Raw genomic sequence first — 20,714 nt, 5'->3', positions numbered from 1 at the left:
ATCTTATTTCCCTATGATTCTTATTGCCGACAGTGGAGCCACCAAAACCGACTGGTGTTTCGGAACCACCCTTCACCACAGCCAGATTGTCCAGACAGAAGGCATCAACCCTTTTCATCAGACGGCGGACAAAATAAATGAGATACTCCGCAACGGACTATTACCCCAACTTCCTTGTCCTTCTTCCGACATACAGGACGTATTCTTCTATGGTGCCGGATGCACCCCCGACAAAATAGAAAAGCTGGCTTTCCTCTTGGGGCAGACATTTCCCCACGCCACCATCGAAGTACACAGCGATTTGGTGGGAGCCGCACGTGCTTTATGCCAGCACAAGCCGGGAATAGCCTGTATTCTGGGCACCGGAGCCAACTCCTGCCTGTACGACGGAGAGAAAATCATACAAAACACTCCTCCGTTGGGATACATTCTGGGAGATGAAGGAAGTGGCGCCTATTTGGGTAAACGTTTTCTGGGCGACTGCATCAAGCAGCAGCTTCCGGCCGGACTGCTGGAGGGGCTGCTGAAAGAATACCAGCTGACCCTGCCGGACATTCTGGAAAGGGTCTACAGACAACCTCTGGCCAACCGTTTCCTGGCCAGTCTTACACCTTATATATATAAGCACAAACCACAACCGGAAGTACATCATTTTCTGACGACCTGTTTCACCGACTTCTTCCAACGCAACGTGGTTTCCTACGAAGGATACCGGCAACTGCCCATTTCTTTTACCGGCTCCGTAGCCTGGTTTTTCCGTCAGGAAATAGAAGAAGCCGCACAGCAGCTCCACCTCCACACAGGCGTTTTCATACAGTCTCCCATACTGGAACTGAGGCATTTTCACCTGCCTGAAAAAACGCTTTGACGTTTTCCCTTAAACGCACTTGCGTTTTACTTCAAACGCAAGGACGTTTTGATCAAAACACAAGTACATTTTCAAGCAAACGTAAAGACGTTTTAAAACCCTTGGGAAATTCAATAATTTTCAATACCTTGCGTTATTATTCCTAACATCTAACTATAATTAAATCATCATGAAAAATTTCAGAATCGAGGCCCTTATCCTGGCTGTCGGACTCTTGTTGTTAGGAGTCTTTATTGAAAAGGGATTCAACAAATTTGCAGAGAAAGACCGTTGCGTCACCGTAAAAGGGCTGGCGGAAATCGAAGTTCCGGCCAATAAAGTCACCTGGCCGCTGGTTTACAAAAGCCTCGGAAATAACCTGGGGCAGCTATACGACGATATCAAGCGTTCCAACCAGACCATTATCAGCTTTCTGAAAGAGAAAGGACTGACAGAAAAGGAAATCAGCGTGAATGCTCCCGAAATCATCGACCTGGCTGCCGAACGCTACGGCAACAACCAGAACCCGGCCAACCGCTACAATGTGACAACCGTCATCACGGTCACTTCCGACAAGGTCGACCTCATCCGTGGACTCATCAGCGAACAAGGAGAATTGCTGAAACGGGGTATCGCCATCACTTCCGGCGAATACCAGTACAGGGTGCAGTATGAATACACCGACCTGAACAAAGTAAAGCCGCAGATGATTGAAGAAGCTACCAAAAACGCCCGTGAGGCTGCTGAAAAATTTGCCAAAGACTCCGGCAGCAGTCTTGGAAAAATCCGGCAGGCCAACCAGGGACAGTTCAGCATCACCGACCGCGACCCTAATACACCGTACATCAAGAAAATACGTGTAGTCACAACCATCGACTACTCTCTTGAAAACTAAAAAAATCCAAAATCCGGAGAACGAAGCCTCCACAGAGCCGTTCTCCGGATTTTCTGTTTTCCTTTCTCCCGAAAAAAAAGAACGAAGTATTTTAATATTCAGTATTTTATTATACCTTTGCAGCCGATTTATATAAACAATATAAAGTCTAACACAATTAGTTATTTAAAAACAATTTTTTTATTTAATGGAAAACTTAAAGAACATTGCTCCTATTGAAGATTTCAACTGGGATGCGTATGAAAACGGTGATGCAACAACCAACGTAAGCAAGGAAGAACTTGAAAAAGCTTACGACAGCACCCTGAACAAAGTAAACGACCGTGAGGTTGTAGACGGTACTGTCATCGCAATGAACAAACGCGAAGTGGTTGTAAACATCGGTTACAAATCAGACGGTATCATTCCGTTGAGCGAATTCCGTTACAATCCGGATTTGAAAGTAGGTGACACTGTAGAAGTGTACATCGAAAACCAGGAAGACAAAAAAGGTCAGTTGATCTTGTCTCACAAGAAAGCTCGCGCTACTCGTTCTTGGGACCGCGTAAACGCTGCGCTTGAAAACGAAGAAATTATCAAGGGTTACATCAAGTGCCGCACGAAGGGTGGTATGATTGTAGACGTATTCGGCATTGAAGCATTCTTGCCGGGTTCTCAGATTGATGTGAAACCTATCCGTGACTACGATGTATTCGTAGGCAAGACTATGGAATTCAAGGTGGTTAAAATCAACCAGGAATTCAAGAATGTGGTTGTTTCTCACAAGGCTCTTATCGAAGCCGAACTGGAACAGCAGAAGAAAGAAATCATCAGCAAACTGGAAAAAGGTCAGGTACTGGAAGGTACTGTCAAGAATATCACATCTTACGGTGTATTCATCGACTTGGGCGGCGTAGACGGTTTGATTCACATCACCGACTTGTCTTGGGGCCGTGTAAGCGATCCTCGCGAAGTGGTTCAGCTGGATCAGAAACTGAACGTAGTTATCTTGGACTTCGACGACGAAAAGAAACGTATCGCTCTTGGCTTGAAGCAGCTGACTCCGCACCCATGGGATGCACTGGATCCTAACTTGAAGGTAGGCGACCACGTGAAAGGTAAAGTAGTCGTTATGGCTGACTACGGTGCATTCATCGAAATCGCTCCGGGCGTTGAAGGTTTGATTCACGTATCAGAAATGTCTTGGTCACAGCACCTGCGTTCTGCTCAGGACTTCATGAAAGTGGGCGACGAAGTAGAAGCTGTCATCCTGACTCTGGACCGTGAAGAACGCAAGATGTCTTTGGGTATCAAACAGCTGAAACCGGATCCATGGGAAACTATCGAAGAAAAATATCCTGTAGGTTCTAAGCACGTGGCTAAGGTTCGCAACTTCACTAACTTCGGTGTATTCGTAGAAATCGAAGAAGGTGTAGACGGATTGATCCACATCTCTGACCTGTCTTGGACAAAGAAAATCAAACATCCTTCTGAATTCACTCAGATCGGTGCAGACATCGACGTAGTAGTACTGGAAATCGACAAGGAAAACCGTCGTCTGAGCTTGGGCCACAAGCAGCTGGAAGACAATCCTTGGGATGTATTCGAGACAGTATTCACTGTAGGTTCTATCCACGAAGGTACTATCATCGAAATGCTGGATAAGGGTGCTGTCGTTGCATTGCCTTACGGTGTAGAAGGTTTCGCTACTCCGAAACACCTGGTAAAAGAAGACGGTTCTCAGGCTCAGCTGGATGAAAAACTGCCGTTCAAGGTAATCGAATTCAACAAAGATGCAAAACGTATCATCGTTTCTCACAGCCGTATCTTCGAAGATGCTGCAAAGGCAGAAGAAAAGGCAGAAAAGAAAGCTTCTAAGAAGTCTTCTAAGAAAGAAGAAACTCCGATGATTCAGAACCAGGCTGCTTCTACCACTTTGGGTGACATCGATGCACTGGCTGCATTGAAGGAACAGCTGGAAGGTAAGAAATAATCTTTCTGAATAAATATCAAAAAGGGATTGCACGTATGTGTAATCCCTTTTTTTATGGTATCTTTACGCCGTAATTTTTAAACTTAAAAACAAGAGACAATGATCAGACTAAACGTATTTATCCAAGCAGAAGAAAAGAACTACGACCAAGTAGTCACTGCAGCAAAAGAACTGGTAGCCGCCTCCCTGAAAGACAACGGCTGTGTAGCATACGATTTGTTTCAGAGCAGCACCCGCAAGGATGTCCTGATGATTTGCGAGACATGGAAGGATGCAGCCTCACTGACTGCCCACGAACAGAGTGCTCACTTCACCACTCTGGTTCCTAAAATCCAAGGACTGGCTGCCATGAAACTGGAAAAGTTTGAGTTCTAAGCACTGTTCTACAGAACTTCATACAAAAAAATCCCACCCCATTCGAAAAGAATCAGGTGGGATTTTTGTTGTATGAAGCCTTCCGGCTTTTTATAGAATAAGATGAACGAACTTTTCAGATTACCATTCCACAAACTTACCGCGTGCGCGACGTTCTTTCAATATCGCAGCCAGACGCTTGTTCTTGGATGCCGCAATAAAACGACGGCCAAAAATGTTAGGAATGGCAACTCCCAAGGCAATGCACATAATGACCAGCCCGGAATTTACCCCACTCTCAATGGCCTTCATCAACGGAGTGACCTGGTCGATGGATTGTACATTCATATTAATCAATCCAAACAGCATACGATACATCAGTACTCCCGGAATCATCGGAATAACCGATGGAATGGTCAGCACGTGATTCGGCACATGGAACCAGTGTACGGCCTTGATGGCAATCAGACTGACAAGTACGGAACCGGAGAAGGAACCGATGACAAGTCCCATGTCCAAACCGATATTATTGGTACTCGGTCCCAGATTCACGAAATTTCGGGTACAAACCGCAATGATACCTCCAATGGCTACCACCCACAACAGGCGACGCTGGATATTGAATATCATCGAGAAGCCCATGGCTGAAATAGCCGCTGCAATGGCATATTCCCAATATTTATGATGAGGAACCATACTGATGGTAGGGAAGAAATTATCGATGTGGCAGAGCTTCACTGCAAACGCGATGCCGAACGCCATAGCCGCCACCATCAAAAGGGTGTTCACCGCCCGCACAATACCTACCTGAATGTAATTGTCGAGCATATCGTCCACAAAATTAATCAAAGGAACACCCGGCACGATAAAGAGCGCACAAGCCAGCAACGGATGCCAGGGAGTAGACGTCCATTCAGCCGGCAACAAAGTGGAAGCCCAGGCAATGATGGTAGCCACAAAAGCAGAAATGGCGATACCCATATAATGGTTCAAACCGGATTCATTGCATATCTGACGGAGACGCATACCCAATATAGCCGCGATGGAAGCATACAGGAACGCCATCCAGTCACAACCGAACTGAATACAGAATCCGCCACACGCAAAACCAGCACCGACAGCCACCTGCCAAGGAGTGTAATTGCGTTTCTTCTTGCGGATGTTCTCCAGTTCTTCTTCATACTGGTCCAGCGTGTAATCCTGCTCAATGGCACGCCAAGAAAGTTTACTCACCTCCGAAATGGCCGTCATATTCACACCGTGACCTTCAATCCGCTGAAACTTGGTGAAAGAATAATCTCCGTCACTCACATTCACCATCAGCATCGTAAAACTGACATTGATATGGAGCTTCTCTTCAGGGATGCCAAGGTAAGCAGCCGTACGTTTCATGTTTCTTACAATACGGTTCGTATCGGCCAGACTCTCCACCAATAATTTCCCCGTACGCAACAATAAATCCACTCTACGATGCAGCAACTGATCGTGAGCCTTTACAGTCGTCTCTAAATGTTCCTCTAATATCATTTTGTTTAAAGATTATTTCGGGCGCAAAGTTACGAAAAATATCAATTCTATTCGTACCTTTGTAAATCGAAGTTCCATGTTAATATGAATAAACTTTCACGGAGAGAAGAAGAGAAACAGACCGTAGAACAGATGATTCGCTTTTATTGCAGACATAAAGAAGGGAATACTACCCTCTGCAAAGACTGCAAAGAGCTATTGGAGTATGCCCACCAGAGACTGTCGCACTGTCCTTTCGGGGAACAGAAGAAAACCTGCCGGCAATGCCCTGTCCACTGCTACCGCCCGCAAATGAAACAGAAAATAAAGGAAGTCATGCGATACGCAGGCCCCCGCATGCTTTGGCATCACCCAATCTGGACCCTCAAACATTTGTGGAGAGAGCGGTGACCACACCCAATGTGTGGATTTTTTCCACAATAATCTGTAAAATTCCCCAATACTTCCTTATCGGAAAGGGAAGGAAGTCTGCTGATTTTCAGCTTATAAAACATTTTTGTAACTTTGGCACGAATCTTGTCGGCCATTTTAGAGATAATGGCATCTAAAACTATAAAAAAAATTGAACTTATGAAACGCTTTTTGACTAGGAAAGAATTAAAGGTGAAAAGAAAGGAAATGATTTACATGATTATCGGCATCGCAGTCATTTTATCCATCTATTTTATTTTTACCCGAGAAAAGAAACCCATAGCTGAAATCCCTGTTGTTTCCGTCATGCCTGCCAGCCGGCAGAACGTACAAATATTCGGTGAATATGTAGGACGGGTTCGTGCGCAGCAGTTTGTGGAAGTACGTGCACGTGTAGAAGGATTTCTGGAACAGATGCTGTTTGAAGAGGGTACCTCAGTCAAGCGGAATCAGGTATTGTTCATCATCAACCAAGACCAATATCGCGCCAAAGCAGACAAAGTACGCGCCCAGCTGAAGAAAGATGAAGCACAGGCACAGAAAGCCAAACGTGACCTGGAGCGTATCCGCCCGCTTTACGAACAGAACGCAGCCAGCCAGCTGGACCTGGACAATGCGGTAGCAGCGTATGAGACAGCCGTCGCCAGTGTAGGCATGAGTAAGGCCGACTTGGAACAGGCCGAACAGGAACTGGGCTACACAGTGGTACGCTCCCCTATCTCCGGACAAATCAGTGAACGTCACGTCGATTTGGGTACATTAGTCGGCAGCAGCGGAAAATCCCTGTTGGCTACCATCGTAAAGAGTGATACCATCCTCGTGGACTTCAGCATGACCGCACTTGATTACCTGAAAAGCAAGGAAAGAAACGTGACTTTCGGACAGAAAGATTCTACCCGTTCCTGGCAGCCCACCGTCACCATCACCTTGCCGGACAACAGCGTCTATGAGCACAAAGGACTGGTAGACTTTGCCGCTCCTCAGGTAAACCCGAAAACAGGAACTTTCTCCGTACGTGCCGAACTGGCCAATCCGGACCATGTATTGCTGCCGGGACAGTTCACCAAAGTGAAAGTGTTGCTCGACGTACGTGAAAATGCCACAGTCGTTCCCCAAAAAGCCTTGATTATCGAAAAGGGAGGAGCCCATATTTTCGTCATGAGAAAAGACTCAACTGTGGAAAGACGTTTCATCGAGCTGGGTCCTGAATTCGGAAACGACGTGGTAGTGGAACGTGGATTGTCTGCCGGAGAAATGATTGTGTACGAAGGTTTCCACAAACTGGCTCCGGGAATGAAGGTCCGTGTGCAAGACCCCGCCCAACTTGAAAACGAAGCGAAAAAAGAGGAAGAATAATCCACCTAAACGAAATTACGCATGAAAGTCAGCTTTTTCATTGACAGGCCCGTATTCTCGGCCGTCATCTCCATATTGATTGTAATCGTAGGTATCATCGGTCTGATGATGCTGCCTATCGACCAGTACCCGCAGATTACTCCCCCCGTAGTCAAAATCAGTGCTTCCTATCCGGGAGCCAGTGCCGTAACCGTATCGCAGGCAGTAGCTACCCCTATCGAACAAGAATTGAACGGAACACCGGGCATGCTCTACATGGAATCCAGCAGTTCCAACTCCGGAGGTTTCTCTGCCACAGTTACTTTCGACATCTCCGCCGACCCAGATCTGGCAGCCGTGGAAATCCAGAACCGTATCAAACTGGCGGAATCCCGACTGCCGGCAGAAGTGATTCAGAATGGTATTTCGGTGGAGAAGCAGGCTCCAAGCCAGCTGATGACTCTCTGCTTGACTTCCAACGACCCGAAGTTTGACGAAATCTACCTGAGTAACTTCGCCACGTTGAACGTACTTGATTTGCTCCGCCGTATTCCGGGAGTAGGACGTATTTCCAATATCGGTAGCCGTTACTATGCCATGCAAATCTGGGTAGACCCTGCCAAGCTGGCCAACTTCGGACTTACCGTACAGGATGTGCAGAATGCACTGAAAGACCAGAACCGTGAATCGGCCGCCGGTGTGCTCGGACAGCAACCCATGAACGGAGTGGACATCACCGTTCCCATCACAGCACAAGGACGTTTGTCATCGACATCCCAGTTTGAAGAAATCGTGCTGCGCGCCAATCCGGACGGCTCACTTATCCGTATGCGCGACGTGGCGCGGGTGTCTTTGGAAGCCTCTTCCTATAGCACGGAAAGTGGTATCAACGGTGGAAATGCAGCCATTCTGGGTATTTACATGCTCCCGGGAGCCAACGCCATGGAAGTGGCCCAGAGCGTGAAAGATGCCATGAAAGAAATCAGCAAGAGTTTTCCGGAAGGAATGGAATACAACTTCCCATTCGACATGACGGATTATATTTCCGAATCCATTCACGAGGTGTACAAGACGTTGTTTGAGGCGTTATTCCTGGTTATCGTGGTGGTATTCCTTTCTTTGCAGAACTGGCGTGCCACACTGATTCCGGTAGTAGCCGTACCGATTTCCTTGATTGGTACTTTCGGATTTATGCTTATATTTGGTTTCTCGCTCAACATCCTGACCTTGTTGGGATTGGTACTGGCCATCGGTATTGTGGTGGACGATGCCATCGTGGTAGTGGAAAACGTGGAACGTATCATGGACGAAGAAAAGCTCAGCCCGTATGAAGCCACCAAGAAAGCCATGGAAGGACTGGTGGGTGCCATCATCGCCACCTCACTGGTATTGGCTGCCGTATTCGTTCCGGTTAGCTTCCTTTCCGGTATCACCGGACAGCTATACCGCCAGTTTACGGTCACCATCGTGGTTTCAGTGCTTCTTTCTACGGTAGTAGCCTTGACGTTGAGCCCAGTGATGTGCTCACTGATTCTGCGCCCGGTTGATCCGAACAAACCCAAGAACAGAGTGTTCCGCTTCATCAACAAATGGCTGGCCATCGGAAACAACAAATACATTATCTATATCAAGCGTGTCATCAAGAATCCGCGCCGTGTGATGGTCGGTTTCGGAATGGTATTGATTTTCATCTATATGTTCCACCGGTTGGTGCCCACCAGCTTCCTTCCGGTTGAAGACCAAGGTTATTTCACCGTGGAACTGGAGCTTCCGGAAACAGCCACTCTGGAAAGAACCCGCGCTGTGACCGACCGGGCTGTAGATTTCATCATGAAGGATCCGGCCGTGGAATACGTACAGAACGTAACCGGTAGCAGCCCGCGTGTAGGAACCAGTCAGGCCAGAAGCCAGCTGACCGTCATTCTGAAGGAATGGAAAGAACGTGACAATACGACTATTGACGAAGTGATGGACAGAATACAGAAAGAGCTGGAGACTTATCCAGAAAGTAAGGTCTACCTTTCTACGCCTCCGGTCATTCCGGGTCTGGGTACGGCCGGCGGTTTCGAGATGCAGCTGGAAGCTCGTGGTGACGCCACTTACGACGACCTGGTACGGGCTACCGATACCTTGATGTATTATGCCTCCCAACGAAAAGAGATTACAGGACTTTCTTCCTCTTTGCAGGCTGAAATTCCTCAACTGTACTTCGACGTAGACCGGGATAAAGTGAAACTTTCCGGAGTGCCGATGGCAGATGTATTCTCAACGATGAAAGCATACACCGGTTCCGTATATGTGAACGACTTCAACATGTTCAACCGCATCTACCGTGTGTACATTCAGGCCGAAGCGCCTTACCGCCGTGAACGTGACAACATCGGCTTGTTCTTCGTACGTGGTTCGGACGGCAACATGATTCCGCTGACAGCTTTGGGTAACACGGATTATACTACCGGACCAGGAAGCATCAAACGTTTCAACATGTTCAATACTTCTATCATTCGAGGTACTACCGCCAACGGGGCCAGTTCCGGACAGGTGATGGAACTGTTGGAACAGATTGCCCGCGAAAAACTGCCCGAAAACATCGGAGTGGAATGGAGCGGTCTTTCCTACCAGGAAAAGCAGGCTGGCGGACAAACCGGACTTATCCTTGCCTTGGTATTTCTGTTCGTATTCCTGTTCCTGGCTGCCCTTTATGAAAGCTGGACCGTCCCCATTGCCGTATTGATTTCACTTCCGGTAGCTGTATTGGGAGCCTATGCAGGTATTACCCTCTGCGGATTGGAAAACGATACTTACTTCCAGATTGGTCTGGTTATGTTGATTGGTCTGGCCGCCAAGAACGCCATCCTGATTGTAGAATTCGCCAAAGACGAGGTGGATAAGGGACGCGACATCGTAGAATCGGCTCTCCATGCAGCCAGCCTGCGTTTCCGTCCGATTCTGATGACCTCACTGGCCTTTATCCTCGGTATGCTTCCGATGGTGCTTGCCACCGGTCCAGGTTCTGCCAGCCGACAGGCCATCGGTACAGGTGTCTTCTTTGGAATGATTGTGGCAGTTACCGTAGGTATCCTGCTCGTGCCGTTCTTCTTTGTAATGATTTACAAAGCCACTCATAAAATGAAAGTGAAAAAGTAAACTTACAGATGTAACTTATGAAACCAACTAACAAATTATACCGCCTTTTACTCATTTCCGTAGCAGCCCTTCTGATGGGGGGCTGCAAAATCGGGAAACAATATACCCGCCCAAAAATGGACCTGCCTGTCACCCTTGACAGCACCAGCGTAGACTCCACATCCATCGGTGACTATCCCTGGGAACAGATGTACACCGATACCATCCTCCAGCAACTTATCCAGAAAACCTTGGACTACAACAAGGATATGCTGATTGCGGCTGCCAGGGTCAAGGAACTGGCTGCCATGAAACGGATTGATTATGCCAACCTGTTCCCTCAGCTAGGGTTGAAACTCTATGCAGAAGAAGAAGGGGAAGACTATGGTGGAAGTAACTATAAAAAAGACAACCAATACGATATCAAGCTGGGAATCACATGGGAAATCGACCTGTGGGGTAACCTGCGTTGGGCCAAGGACAAAAGCATGGCCGAATTTATGGGTTCCATTGAGAACCAACGGGCTCTCCGAATGAGTTTGGTAGCACAGGTAGCACAGTCTTATTTCGAACTGGTAGCCCTCGACAACGAACTTTCCATCGTGAGAAAGACCGTAGATGCCCGTCGGGAAAGCTTGCACCTGGCACGTATCCGCTACGAAGGCGGATTGACATCCGAAACCGCTTACCGGCAGGCCCAGGTGGAATTGGCCCGTACGGCAACCCTCGTCCCCGATCTGGAACGGAAAATCACGTTGAAACAAAATGAGATTACGTTTCTGGCAGGAGAATATCCTCATGAAATCAAGCGGGCCACCCTGCCGGAAGATGTAGTACATTCCGCTTCACTTCCCGTGGGACTTCCTTCTTCCTTGCTGGAACGCCGACCGGATGTACGCCAGGCTGAACAGGCCGTCATTGCGGCCAATGCCGCAGTAGGAATTGCCTTTACCAACATGTTCCCAAAACTGACCTTGACGGCCACACACGGTTCTGAAAATGAAGAACTTTCACACATCTTCAAGTCGCCTCACTACCTGTTGGCAGGAACCATCCTTCAGCCCCTTTTTGCCATGGGCAAGAACCGCGCCATCCTGAAAGCCAAGAGAGCAGCATGCGAACAGGCTGCATACGCATACGAAAAAGCCGTATTAAATGCTTTCAAGGATGCGTACAACGCCATTGCTGAATACAACAAAGTGAAAGAAATCTACGAAACCCGCCTGCGCTTGGAACAGTCGTCGAAAATCACACTGGATTTGGCCCAGCTGCAATACATCAATGGAGTCATCGGCTACATGGATTTGCTGGATGCTCAGCGTGGATACCTGGACGCACAAATCAGCCTGAGCAACGCTGTACGTGACAAACAGATCACGCTGGTCAACCTCTACAAAGCCTTGGGAGGTGGCTGGAAAGAATAAGCCTCATATACCACATAAAAAATGCGGAAACTGGAATCATCACCCCCAGCTTCCGCATTTTTCTTTACTTACACGGATTTTACACCATATACTTTTTCATAAATCTCATCCCTGATGAATGCAAAATCAGCCGCAATATCCCCTGTGCCCGCATACATCAGAAACATGGGTAAGCTCTCTCCACCTTTTCGATAAGGAGGCTGTACATAGTCTTTTTCACACAACCGGAACCCGCATCGCTGATAAAAACCGATACGCCGTCGGCTCATTTCGTCCACCGGCTTCTCTACCTCTAAAACCAAGAGTCCCGGGAACTGATTCTGGAGTTCTTCCATAATTTTCCGGCCATATCCTTTGTTGCGCACCAACGGCGAAGTGGCCAGATGCTCCACATAAGAGAAGCCTTCCAACGTCCATACGGTAATAAATCCTATCTGAAGCGTATCCTCCGCAATCAGATAACAAGTAAATGCATCGTGATGGTCTACATTGTCACGCTGGGGCTCATCCTCTCTCCGCTCCGATTCAGGGAAAGATTCATGCCACAGATTCTCTACAAACACATACGCCTGATCCGTCGTATGAAGGGGAATAAATTGAAGCATACCTATAAATTTAAAGATGACTATTCTGTATAAAAACGAATGGTACGTTCCAAGGAACGCTGGCATACCGGACAGAACACCGGAGCTTCATTGATTTTCATCCGACATTCCGTAGTGGGACGATAAATTCCTTTTTTCGTATAACCGCCCCCTTCATACACACCGACTTTGGTATAAATCAGCTTCTCATCCGTCTGAGGTTTCGTCGGAATGGGAGTTTCCGGGTCTACCATGTCTTTCCACTTGTCCTCAAAGTGTACCAGTGTGGTGATATTCGGTTCCCACGGCTCCACGCTGTAAGGATACAAAGGACTCGGTGCCTCATCGTATGCATATTCGTCGGCCAAGCCTCCGAAGCTGTGTCCAAACTCATGCACGACTACCGGGCGGAACATGGAATGATGCGCCGTAGTCAATGTATAGGAATTATAGATTCCTCCTCCCCCATACGTATCTGTATTGGCCAGGATGATGATATGCTCATAAGGAATACCCGCCAGCCAGTTGTGAATGGCCTTTACACTCCGTGTAGTCAGGTAACGGTCGGAATAGAAGGTATCAAAATGCGAGCTGACCGCCGTGGTCTTCCACTCATTGTTTCGCGGAATGCTGACCCCGCTGTCTTTCGACTCACTGAAAACAGCCACAATATTAAACCGGTCTTTCAGTTTCTTGAACGGTTCATGATCAAACAAAGACTCACAGGCTATCTCAGCATCCTTATAGAACAATGCTTCATCCTTTGCCGAATAACCCTCCGCCATAATGGCCACATCGATGCACTTCTCCGGGGAACCTCCTTTCCACAAATAACGGTGAGGCGTCAAATTACCTGTACCCCGCTGGTGAATCAGAATATCCTTTGGATTGACCTCGTGCGTCAATGTAGCACTGGGTTTCTGATACGCATCTTTTAAAGTCACGGTAATCTCGGCCGGCTGTTTGGGATAAGGCACCAAGAACGTATTCTCAAATCCGCGAGTCACGACCTTGGCTTCCTGCTCTCCAAGCCATTCCTGAAACAGACTGGAAAAGGAAGTCCGGTAAATAACCTTTCCCGTGGCCTTGTCCTTCATGGTGATTTCGCCATTTCCCGCCAATGGAAGCTCCGACAAATGCGTATGCCGGCCTGCCCACTGAGGAAGCGAAGACAACTCATCCAGGCAGATATCCTGCTTGTCGACATTCCCCATAAATATATAATCCAACCGAAGGGTTTTATCAATAAAATAATCATCGAAATTCTGTGCGAAAGCATTTCCACAAAGTGACAATCCAAGTGTGAGAATCCATACTGTCTTTTTCATATATCTTCAATTTTTCCCACAAAAATAGCGATTTGCCTTATTTCACACAATTCTTGTAACAAGAAAGCGAGGTCCCCTACAAAAAAAGCGGTGCCTTGACAGAAGACACCGCTAGAAAGACTATTTTATCCGTTTATCAATTGAAAAACTTGATGCCAATAAAATAGGTACGAGGCTGAGTGGGACCGTAGAAATACTTCGAATCACGCTTTCCTCCCTTGTCCAAATCTTTCTGGAACGCATTGAAGATATTCTGTACCCCTCCGTTCAACTGCAACTTCAGATGGTCGTTCAACACAAACGTATAATTCAACTTCAGATTGAAGTCCATGAAATCGGGTGTGTGCTCCAAGCGGTCCTTTTCAATATACCCTGCAAAGTGAGGCACAATCATCCGGCCTGTATAGACGCCCGAAAGAGAGAAATCAAAATTCTTACAGGGTGCGGAACTGAAGGTGAAATATCCGTAATAGTCCGGTGTACGCGGCATACGCTTGATGGCTGCCACATCTTCATCCTCACTCCATCTCACAGCCTCCGTATAACGGCTCCGCTGTACAGTAAAGCCCAACTGCAATTGGGCTTCCTTTCCATGTGCAATCTTATAGTCAATATTGGCTCCATACACCCGGGCTCCACTACCGTTCCGACGTTCCTGCACGGAGGTACCCGATACCGGGTCTTTTCCAATGCTTTCCAGATAAAACACATCGTTCAACGCCGTATAGAAGCCTTCCACCAACAAGTTCGACTGAAAATGTCCGAAATTTGCCGTCCAGTCAATCGAGCCGCTGAAGCTGTTGGAATGTTCAGGTTTCAAGCCTTTGGCCAGCCGGACTTCCATCGCTTCACCTCCCACGGCTGCCACATGCAAATCTTCATCGTAAGCCTGAGGGGCACGGAAACCTGTCGACCATGTCAGACGTCCCTGAAGCTTGTCGGAAGGTTTCCAAAGCGCATTGACACGAGGACTGAAAATCACCTTGTCCACCAAGTTATGCTTGTCCAAACGGAATCCGGCCAGAATCGTGAAATAGTCCAGCTTCCATTCATTCTGCACAAATCCACTGGCAATCTTTACATCCTGCCGTAAATCACGCTGGTAACCCGTCATCACATCGTGCAAGGAATTATACTGATATTCCACCCCTCCCGTAAAAGTAGCCGGAGAAAACAGACAGTTATCCATATTTCCCACATACATGGCTCCTCCCACAGCTGTCAGGTCCTTGGTCTTTCCGTAAGCATTCGGGTCACCACCTGCGCCATAATAACTGTTGCGGTCGATGTGCTGGGCCGAGCCATAGACCGAAAGCTTATGCTTGTACTCGTTGAAAAACACATCGTACGTCAAACCTCCACTGTTAATGATGTGTTTGGTCTGCTCCGTGATGTCCGTTTCGTGCGGCTGCAAGTCGAACTTGTTACCGCCGCGACGGAACTCATTCGTCGTATGATATTCCAGACTGATGCGGCTGAACTGAGTAGGACGATAATAAGCCCGCAACCCGAAAGTATTCATATTAAGTTTTCCCAATTCAGAGAACCCGTCTCCATCCGCATCATACGGATTACGGTTACGGTAGGACTGATACAATGCAATACCGTACGAGTTATCGGACGAAACGAGTGAGGCATTGGCTCCCATATATTGCTCCCATACCTTTCCGTTCAGGTTCGACATCGTAGAAGCCACCTGAAACGAATTGCGTACCGGGTCTTTGGTAATGATGTTGATGGTACCTCCCACGGCATTGGCCCCGAACAAGGCAGAACCTCCGCCACGTACCACTTCCACCCGCTCAATCATGTTGGTCGGTATCTGTTCCAGTCCATACACCCCCGACAACGCACTCATCACCGGACGGCTGTTAATCAGAATCTGTGAATAAGGTCCCTCCAGCCCATTGATACGGACCTGAGGGAAACCGCAATTCTGACAGTTGTTTTCCACCCGCAAGCCCGACTGATAGCTCAATGATTTAGCCAGATTGGTCGAGTTTACAATCTCAAACAGTTTGTTGTTCATCACATTGACTACCACCGGAGCCACTTTCCGGCTGGTTTCATTCCGGTTGGCCGAAACCACCACCTCATCCGTCATAATGGATTCCTCTTCCATGACAAAATGCATGTCGACCACGAAATCCTTGCTGACCGTCACCTTCTTTATCTGCGTGGCATAGCCCATTATCTGCACCTTCACGGAATATTCTCCTTCCGGAACATTCTTGAAACGGAAATAACCTTCTCCGTCTGTCACGGTACCTTCACCGGTTTCCACTACCAACACGGCCGCATAAGGCAAACCTGCCTCCGAACCCTTTTCAATCACATGCCCCAAAATGGCATTTCCCTCTTTGACGGGACCTTCTGCGTAAGCATACGCATAGCTGACGAGAGTGCATACCACTCCCATCCACAAATTGATATATTTTTTCATTAATTGCTCCTAAAATATTCATACTAAGTTCTTCAAATCTCCAATAGAACTATCGTATGGGAGGAGCACGGAGATAAATTCCTGCCGCATAAGAAGACACGACAGGAGAGATTTCCAGTTTTTCCACCAATGAATAAAGCACATACAGATTCGGAAGTTCCAAGTCTGTCTGCCCTGCTTCCAAAGAGTGAAAACTGGAAAGAAAATGAAGGGCCAGTGTCTGGCCGTCGTTATGAGAATGGGATTTGGTAAAGGGATGCGAGTGTACAAGCATCACCCCGTTCACCACATGTACATGGGCAAACAAGGCCGTAGCAGCATAATAAGAGGCAAACAAAGTTGCCAGACAAAATGCCCATACCCGGAGATGCTTACGAAAACCTCTACACATTTCCCTTTTCTTTCTAATCTCTATAATTATTTATTATTTCCAAACAAAAGCTTGTAATCACGCTGTGCCGCCGGAACGGTCCATTCCTCCGGAATAAACTTCCACTGGTTCAGCGGCTTCGGATCCAATACCTTGACTTCCTCAATCCGTTTCATCAAGTAATAGCGCAAATCCTTGTCGGTAGAGAAAACAATGCGCTTTGACAATTCTGCTTTGGGAATACCTGCTCCTTTGGTCAGCAAATCGCCTCCCCCGTTTCCACGGTAAGAATTGACTGCCACCTTGTATTGCCTATCCAATTCAAAGGGTTCTCCGTCGGCCATGCGCTCAATAGTAATTCTTTCGCCACGCGGTTTGGTCACATCCACCGTATAAATAATGCCTGCCGCAGAATCAAAGTTGAAGCTGGGATTCCGAAAACGCCCGAATCCATTGTCCTTCTCGTTCAGCAGCAACAAATGGTCATCAGCCGATTTCATCTGGTTCACCCAGAGGTCGTACGACATTTCCAGGAAGTTCTTCACCTCTTTTCCGGAAAGCAACATGGTATACAGCATGTTCTCAAACTTATACAAGTTGAACATGTCGCTCACACAGATATCTCCTTTCTGGATTTCCGCATAAGCCGACAGCGGAGCACAGAAAGAAATATCTGCCCCGGTAATATCCAGCTGCAACTGATGAATCAGGTCGATAAAGGCAGAAGGACCAAAGAAGGCATCCTTCGAAGAAATAGTATGTTCTATCCGTCCGATTTTCCGCGAAACAAAATCCATGGTAGCCTCATACTGCTCCTGGAATGTATTCATGAAATCCGAGTCTACGGCATAATCATCCATATTGACCAGCTTACCTTCCATCTGCTTGGAGACTACTTTCCCATCCTGTTTTTTCACGGTGAAAGTGACTTCTGAAACCACCTTTGCCGTATTGGCGGGGTCTATCAGCAGCACAGAATCGCCTTTCACATTGGCCACCCTTTCATTCCAGCGGGTATGGTCGTGTCCCATGAAAATCACATCAAACCCCGGTACGTTTTTAGCCACTTCGGCCGATTCATTTTCAATGGCATTGTCCAAACGGTTTCCTTCCGGTCCCGCATGGAACAAACCAATCAGAATGTCCGGATGTTCCTTTTCCTGGATTTCCTTTACCCATTTTTCCGCACAAGCCCTCATGCTTTCAAAACGCAACCCGCTCCACAGCTGTTCGGGCAGCCAGGAGGGTATGGCCGGAGTAATCATGCCGAGGATAGCAATCTTCACCCCATCCCGTTCCATCACCTGATAAGGCTTCAGATACGGACGGCCTGTCTTGGCATCGATTATATTGGCACCCAACACCGGAAACTCACACTGTTTCACCCAACGGTCGTACACGGCGTGCCCGGTTTCCACATCGTGGTTACCCATGTTGCCCACATCATAACGCATATAGTTCAACATGGCAGCGCATACATGCACCGAAGTCGTATCCATATAATTATAGTAATAAGCCACTGGCTGTCCCTGAAGAATATCACCGTTATCCATCAGGATGACATTCTTCCCGTATTGCTTCCGCTGCTCCTTCACATACGAAGACACACGGGCCAGACTACCCTTCATTTGCTTATTCTGGATAAAATTATAAGGGAAATAACAACCATGCACATCACTGGTTTCCATAAACTTGAGTGTCACAGTCTGACTGTCGGCTGCACACAACTGCAAGTGACTCATGCCCCACAAAGTAATCAGGCTAATAATAAAATAGATTGGTCTAGTCTTCATTTTATCTGACATTGGTCATAACAGCTGCAAAGATACGAGAACTTCCCGATATTCCACCAGAATACTTCCTAAAATACTAAAAAACGAAAGGCTGTTCCACACTACGATTTTCCCATTTTTTCACTACTTTTGCAACCAATATAACTCAACCACATTTTACATGGAAGATTTCAGCCGGATGATTGCCGTCGAACTTAAGCTGCCGGAACATCGTATCGCCCACACACTCAAGCTGCTCCAGGGGGGAGCCACCATTCCATTTATCAGCCGTTACCGGAAAGAAGCTACCGGAGGGTTGGATGAAGTACAGATAGGAGACATTCAAACAAGATATGAAAAGCTCTGTGAACTGTCCAAGCGGAAAGAGACCGTACTTTCCACCATTGAGGAACAAGGGAAACTGACGCCGGAACTGAAAGCGCGCATCACTGCCTGCTGGAACGCTACCGAACTGGAGGACATTTATCTTCCCTTCAAGCCCAAACGGAAAACCAGGGCAGAGGCCGCACGTGCCAAAGGGCTGGAGCCGCTGGCCCTACTGCTGATGATGCAGAAAGAAAACAACCTCGGAACCAAAGTGCGTGCTTTTGTGAAAGGTGACGTAAAAGATGAGGAAGACGCCCTGAAAGGGGCCCGCGACATCCTGGCCGAACAAGTCAGCGAAGACGAACGCTCGCGCCACCTGATGCGCAACCAGTTCCAGCGACAGGCGATTATCCAAGCCAAAGTGGTGAAAGGAAAAGAATCGGAAGAAGCCTCCGCCAAATACCGTGACTATTTTGATTTCAGTGAACCGCTCAAAAGATGCTCCTCCCATCGCCTGCTGGCGCTCCGCCGCGGAGAAGCAGAAGGCGTGTTGAAGGTGTCCATCTTCCCGGAAGACGAAGAAAGCTGCCACGACCGACTGCAAAGGCTGTTCGTACGGACGAACAATGAATGTGGCCGCCAAGTGGAGGAAGCGGTATCCGATGCCTATAAACGGCTGCTGAAACCTGCCATCGAGACTGAATTTGCAGCCCTCAGCAAGGAAAAAGCCGACGAAGAGGCCATTCGTGTATTTGCAGAGAATCTCCGTCAGTTGCTGCTGGCCCCTCCGTTGGGACAAAAACGAGTCATGGGCATCGACCCCGGATTCCGTACCGGCTGCAAAGTGGTCTGTCTGGATGCCCAAGGTACACTTCTGCACAACGAAGCCATTTATCCCCACCCTCCCAAATCGGAATATGCACAGGCTGCACGCAAGCTCGTGAAGCTGGTGGAACAATATAAAATTGAAGCCATCGCCATTGGAAACGGTACGGCCAGCCGCGAAACGGAACAGTTTGTCACCAGTCAGCGCTACGACCGGGAAGTACAGGTATTCGTGGTCAGTGAAGACGGAGCTTCCATTTATTCGGCATCGAAAACAGCCCGCGAAGAATTTCCAGACTACGATGTCACAGTCCGTGGGGCCGTCTCCATCGGCCGCCGCCTGATGGACCCGCTGGCCGAACTGGTCAAGATTGATGCCAAATCCATCGGAGTGGGCCAGTACCAGCACGACGTAGACCAGGCCAAACTGAAGGCGGCCCTCGACCAGACAGTGGAAAGCTGTGTCAATCTGGTAGGTGTGAATGTCAATACGGCCAGCAAGCACTTGCTGACGTATGTGTCCGGTTTAGGCCCTACACTGGCACAGAACATCGTAGACTACCGTACGGCAAACGGCCCGTTCGAATCCCGCAAACAACTGCTCAAGGTACCGAGAATGGGAGCAAAGGCCTACGAACAGTGCGCCGGATTCCTCCGTATTCCACAGGCTCCCAACCCACTGGACAATTCGGCGGTACATCCGGAAAGCTACCCCATCGTGGAACAAATGGCAAAGGATTTGCATTGCAGTGTGAACGACCTGATAAAGGACAAGGAGCTGCGCAGCAAAATTGACTTGAAGAAATACATCACCGATACCGTGGGCCTCCCTACCCTGACAGATATTCTTCAGGAACTGGACAAGCCCGGCCGAGACCCACGCCAGAAAATCCAGGTATTTGAATTCGACAAAAATGTACGCACGCTGGACGACTTACAGGAAGGCATGGAATTGCCCGGCATCGTGACCAACATCACCAACTTCGGCTGTTTCGTCGATATCGGTATCAAGGAAAACGGGTTGGTGCATGTTTCCCAACTGGCCGACCGTTTTGTCAGCGACCCGACCGAAGTGGTTCGCATCCACCAGCATATACGGGTAAAAGTGCTGAGCATCGACCGTGAACGAAAACGTATCCAGCTCACCATGAAAGGATTAAACAAATAAGAACAC

Annotated in this window: 15 protein-coding genes; 9 read left to right on the top strand and 6 right to left on the bottom strand. The window is 48.0% G+C overall.

Features of this window, described 5'->3' with window-relative positions:
• Positions 1-13: 13 nt before the first annotated feature.
• The 4 genes from OIM59_RS01995 to OIM59_RS01980 all read left to right on the top strand — a co-directional run bounded on the left by OIM59_RS01995 (position 14) and on the right by OIM59_RS01980 (position 4,089).
• Positions 14-868: an ATPase gene (locus tag OIM59_RS01995; protein WP_299174164.1), complete on the top strand. Its 855-nt coding sequence runs from the start codon at positions 14-16 to the stop codon at positions 866-868.
• Positions 869-1,037: 169 nt separating this feature from the next.
• Positions 1,038-1,742, top strand: coding sequence for an SIMPL domain-containing protein (locus OIM59_RS01990; protein ID WP_299174167.1), 705 nt, complete (start codon positions 1,038-1,040; stop codon positions 1,740-1,742).
• A gap of 187 nt (positions 1,743-1,929) precedes the next feature.
• Positions 1,930-3,714, top strand: coding sequence for a 30S ribosomal protein S1 (gene rpsA / locus OIM59_RS01985; RefSeq protein ID WP_072541857.1), 1,785 nt, complete (start codon positions 1,930-1,932; stop codon positions 3,712-3,714).
• 99 nt (positions 3,715-3,813) lie between these two features.
• Positions 3,814-4,089 (top strand): putative quinol monooxygenase, encoded by a 276-nt coding sequence (locus tag OIM59_RS01980; RefSeq protein WP_022353991.1) that lies wholly within the window; start codon positions 3,814-3,816, stop codon positions 4,087-4,089.
• 120 nt (positions 4,090-4,209) lie between these two features.
• On the opposite strand, the gene OIM59_RS01975 is transcribed toward OIM59_RS01980, so the two are convergent.
• On the bottom strand, positions 4,210-5,595 hold the full coding sequence (locus tag OIM59_RS01975) for a threonine/serine exporter ThrE family protein (protein WP_072541856.1): 1,386 nt from the start codon (positions 5,593-5,595) through the stop codon (positions 4,210-4,212).
• An 84-nt stretch (positions 5,596-5,679) separates the two neighbouring features.
• Between OIM59_RS01975 and OIM59_RS01970 the strand changes: the two genes are divergently transcribed.
• The 4 genes from OIM59_RS01970 to OIM59_RS01955 all read left to right on the top strand — a co-directional run bounded on the left by OIM59_RS01970 (position 5,680) and on the right by OIM59_RS01955 (position 11,891).
• Complete coding sequence (locus OIM59_RS01970; protein WP_148330027.1) at positions 5,680-5,985, top strand: nitrous oxide-stimulated promoter family protein; 306 nt, start codon at positions 5,680-5,682, stop codon at positions 5,983-5,985.
• A gap of 180 nt (positions 5,986-6,165) precedes the next feature.
• Positions 6,166-7,362, top strand: a complete 1,197-nt coding sequence (locus OIM59_RS01965; RefSeq protein WP_299174173.1) for an efflux RND transporter periplasmic adaptor subunit — start codon at positions 6,166-6,168, stop codon at positions 7,360-7,362.
• A gap of 21 nt (positions 7,363-7,383) precedes the next feature.
• Positions 7,384-10,488: an efflux RND transporter permease subunit gene (locus OIM59_RS01960; RefSeq protein WP_303894565.1), complete on the top strand. Its 3,105-nt coding sequence runs from the start codon at positions 7,384-7,386 to the stop codon at positions 10,486-10,488.
• Between the two features lie 17 nt (positions 10,489-10,505).
• Entirely contained in the window at positions 10,506-11,891 is a 1,386-nt protein-coding gene (locus OIM59_RS01955) for an efflux transporter outer membrane subunit (RefSeq protein WP_299174179.1), read from the top strand.
• Positions 11,892-11,959: 68 nt separating this feature from the next.
• Here OIM59_RS01955 and OIM59_RS01950 read toward each other — a convergent pair whose 3' ends face one another.
• From OIM59_RS01950 to OIM59_RS01930, 5 genes are all read right to left on the bottom strand, one after another.
• Positions 11,960-12,496 carry a GNAT family N-acetyltransferase gene (locus OIM59_RS01950; RefSeq protein WP_299174182.1) on the bottom strand — a complete coding sequence of 179 codons (537 nt, stop codon included), beginning with the start codon at positions 12,494-12,496 and terminating at the stop codon, positions 11,960-11,962.
• 20 nt (positions 12,497-12,516) lie between these two features.
• Positions 12,517-13,803, bottom strand: a complete 1,287-nt coding sequence (locus OIM59_RS01945; protein WP_299174184.1) for a M64 family metallopeptidase — start codon at positions 13,801-13,803, stop codon at positions 12,517-12,519.
• A gap of 136 nt (positions 13,804-13,939) precedes the next feature.
• Positions 13,940-16,246, bottom strand: a complete 2,307-nt coding sequence (locus OIM59_RS01940; protein ID WP_299174187.1) for a TonB-dependent receptor — start codon at positions 16,244-16,246, stop codon at positions 13,940-13,942.
• A gap of 49 nt (positions 16,247-16,295) precedes the next feature.
• Positions 16,296-16,637 (bottom strand): hypothetical protein, encoded by a 342-nt coding sequence (locus OIM59_RS01935; RefSeq protein WP_022353983.1) that lies wholly within the window; start codon positions 16,635-16,637, stop codon positions 16,296-16,298.
• A 26-nt stretch (positions 16,638-16,663) separates the two neighbouring features.
• Positions 16,664-18,358, bottom strand: coding sequence for a bifunctional UDP-sugar hydrolase/5'-nucleotidase (locus OIM59_RS01930; RefSeq protein ID WP_299174420.1), 1,695 nt, complete (start codon positions 18,356-18,358; stop codon positions 16,664-16,666).
• Between the two features lie 211 nt (positions 18,359-18,569).
• On the opposite strand from OIM59_RS01930, the gene OIM59_RS01925 reads away from it, so the two are divergent.
• Complete coding sequence (locus tag OIM59_RS01925; RefSeq protein WP_299174192.1) at positions 18,570-20,708, top strand: Tex family protein; 2,139 nt, start codon at positions 18,570-18,572, stop codon at positions 20,706-20,708.
• Positions 20,709-20,714 lie beyond the last annotated feature (6 nt).

The organism is Bacteroides mediterraneensis (genome assembly GCF_025993685.1).
Taxonomy (GTDB): Bacteria; Bacteroidota; Bacteroidia; order Bacteroidales; family Bacteroidaceae; genus Phocaeicola; species Phocaeicola mediterraneensis_A.
This window is presented reverse-complemented; position numbering and strand designations above follow the sequence as displayed.

Bases quoted from the DNA above. Each gene is read 5' to 3' on its own strand.
- OIM59_RS01960 (WP_303894565.1), top strand. From the start codon at position 7,384: ATGAAAGTCAGCTTTTTCATTGACAGGCCCGTATTCTCGGCCGTCATC.
- OIM59_RS01990 (WP_299174167.1), top strand. From the start codon at position 1,038: ATGAAAAATTTCAGAATCGAGGCCCTTATCCTGGCTGTCGGACTCTTG.
- OIM59_RS01935 (WP_022353983.1), bottom strand. From the start codon at position 16,637: ATGTGTAGAGGTTTTCGTAAGCATCTCCGGGTATGGGCATTTTGTCTG.
- rpsA (WP_072541857.1), top strand. From the start codon at position 1,930: ATGGAAAACTTAAAGAACATTGCTCCTATTGAAGATTTCAACTGGGAT.
- OIM59_RS01975 (WP_072541856.1), bottom strand. From the start codon at position 5,595: ATGATATTAGAGGAACATTTAGAGACGACTGTAAAGGCTCACGATCAG.
- OIM59_RS01930 (WP_299174420.1), bottom strand. From the start codon at position 18,358: ATGAGTCACTTGCAGTTGTGTGCAGCCGACAGTCAGACTGTGACACTC.
- OIM59_RS01980 (WP_022353991.1), top strand. From the start codon at position 3,814: ATGATCAGACTAAACGTATTTATCCAAGCAGAAGAAAAGAACTACGAC.
- OIM59_RS01950 (WP_299174182.1), bottom strand. From the start codon at position 12,496: ATGCTTCAATTTATTCCCCTTCATACGACGGATCAGGCGTATGTGTTT.
- OIM59_RS01925 (WP_299174192.1), top strand. From the start codon at position 18,570: ATGGAAGATTTCAGCCGGATGATTGCCGTCGAACTTAAGCTGCCGGAA.
- OIM59_RS01995 (WP_299174164.1), top strand. From the start codon at position 14: ATGATTCTTATTGCCGACAGTGGAGCCACCAAAACCGACTGGTGTTTC.
- OIM59_RS01970 (WP_148330027.1), top strand. From the start codon at position 5,680: ATGAATAAACTTTCACGGAGAGAAGAAGAGAAACAGACCGTAGAACAG.
- OIM59_RS01945 (WP_299174184.1), bottom strand. From the start codon at position 13,803: ATGAAAAAGACAGTATGGATTCTCACACTTGGATTGTCACTTTGTGGA.
- OIM59_RS01955 (WP_299174179.1), top strand. From the start codon at position 10,506: ATGAAACCAACTAACAAATTATACCGCCTTTTACTCATTTCCGTAGCA.
- OIM59_RS01940 (WP_299174187.1), bottom strand. From the start codon at position 16,246: ATGAAAAAATATATCAATTTGTGGATGGGAGTGGTATGCACTCTCGTC.
- OIM59_RS01965 (WP_299174173.1), top strand. From the start codon at position 6,166: ATGAAACGCTTTTTGACTAGGAAAGAATTAAAGGTGAAAAGAAAGGAA.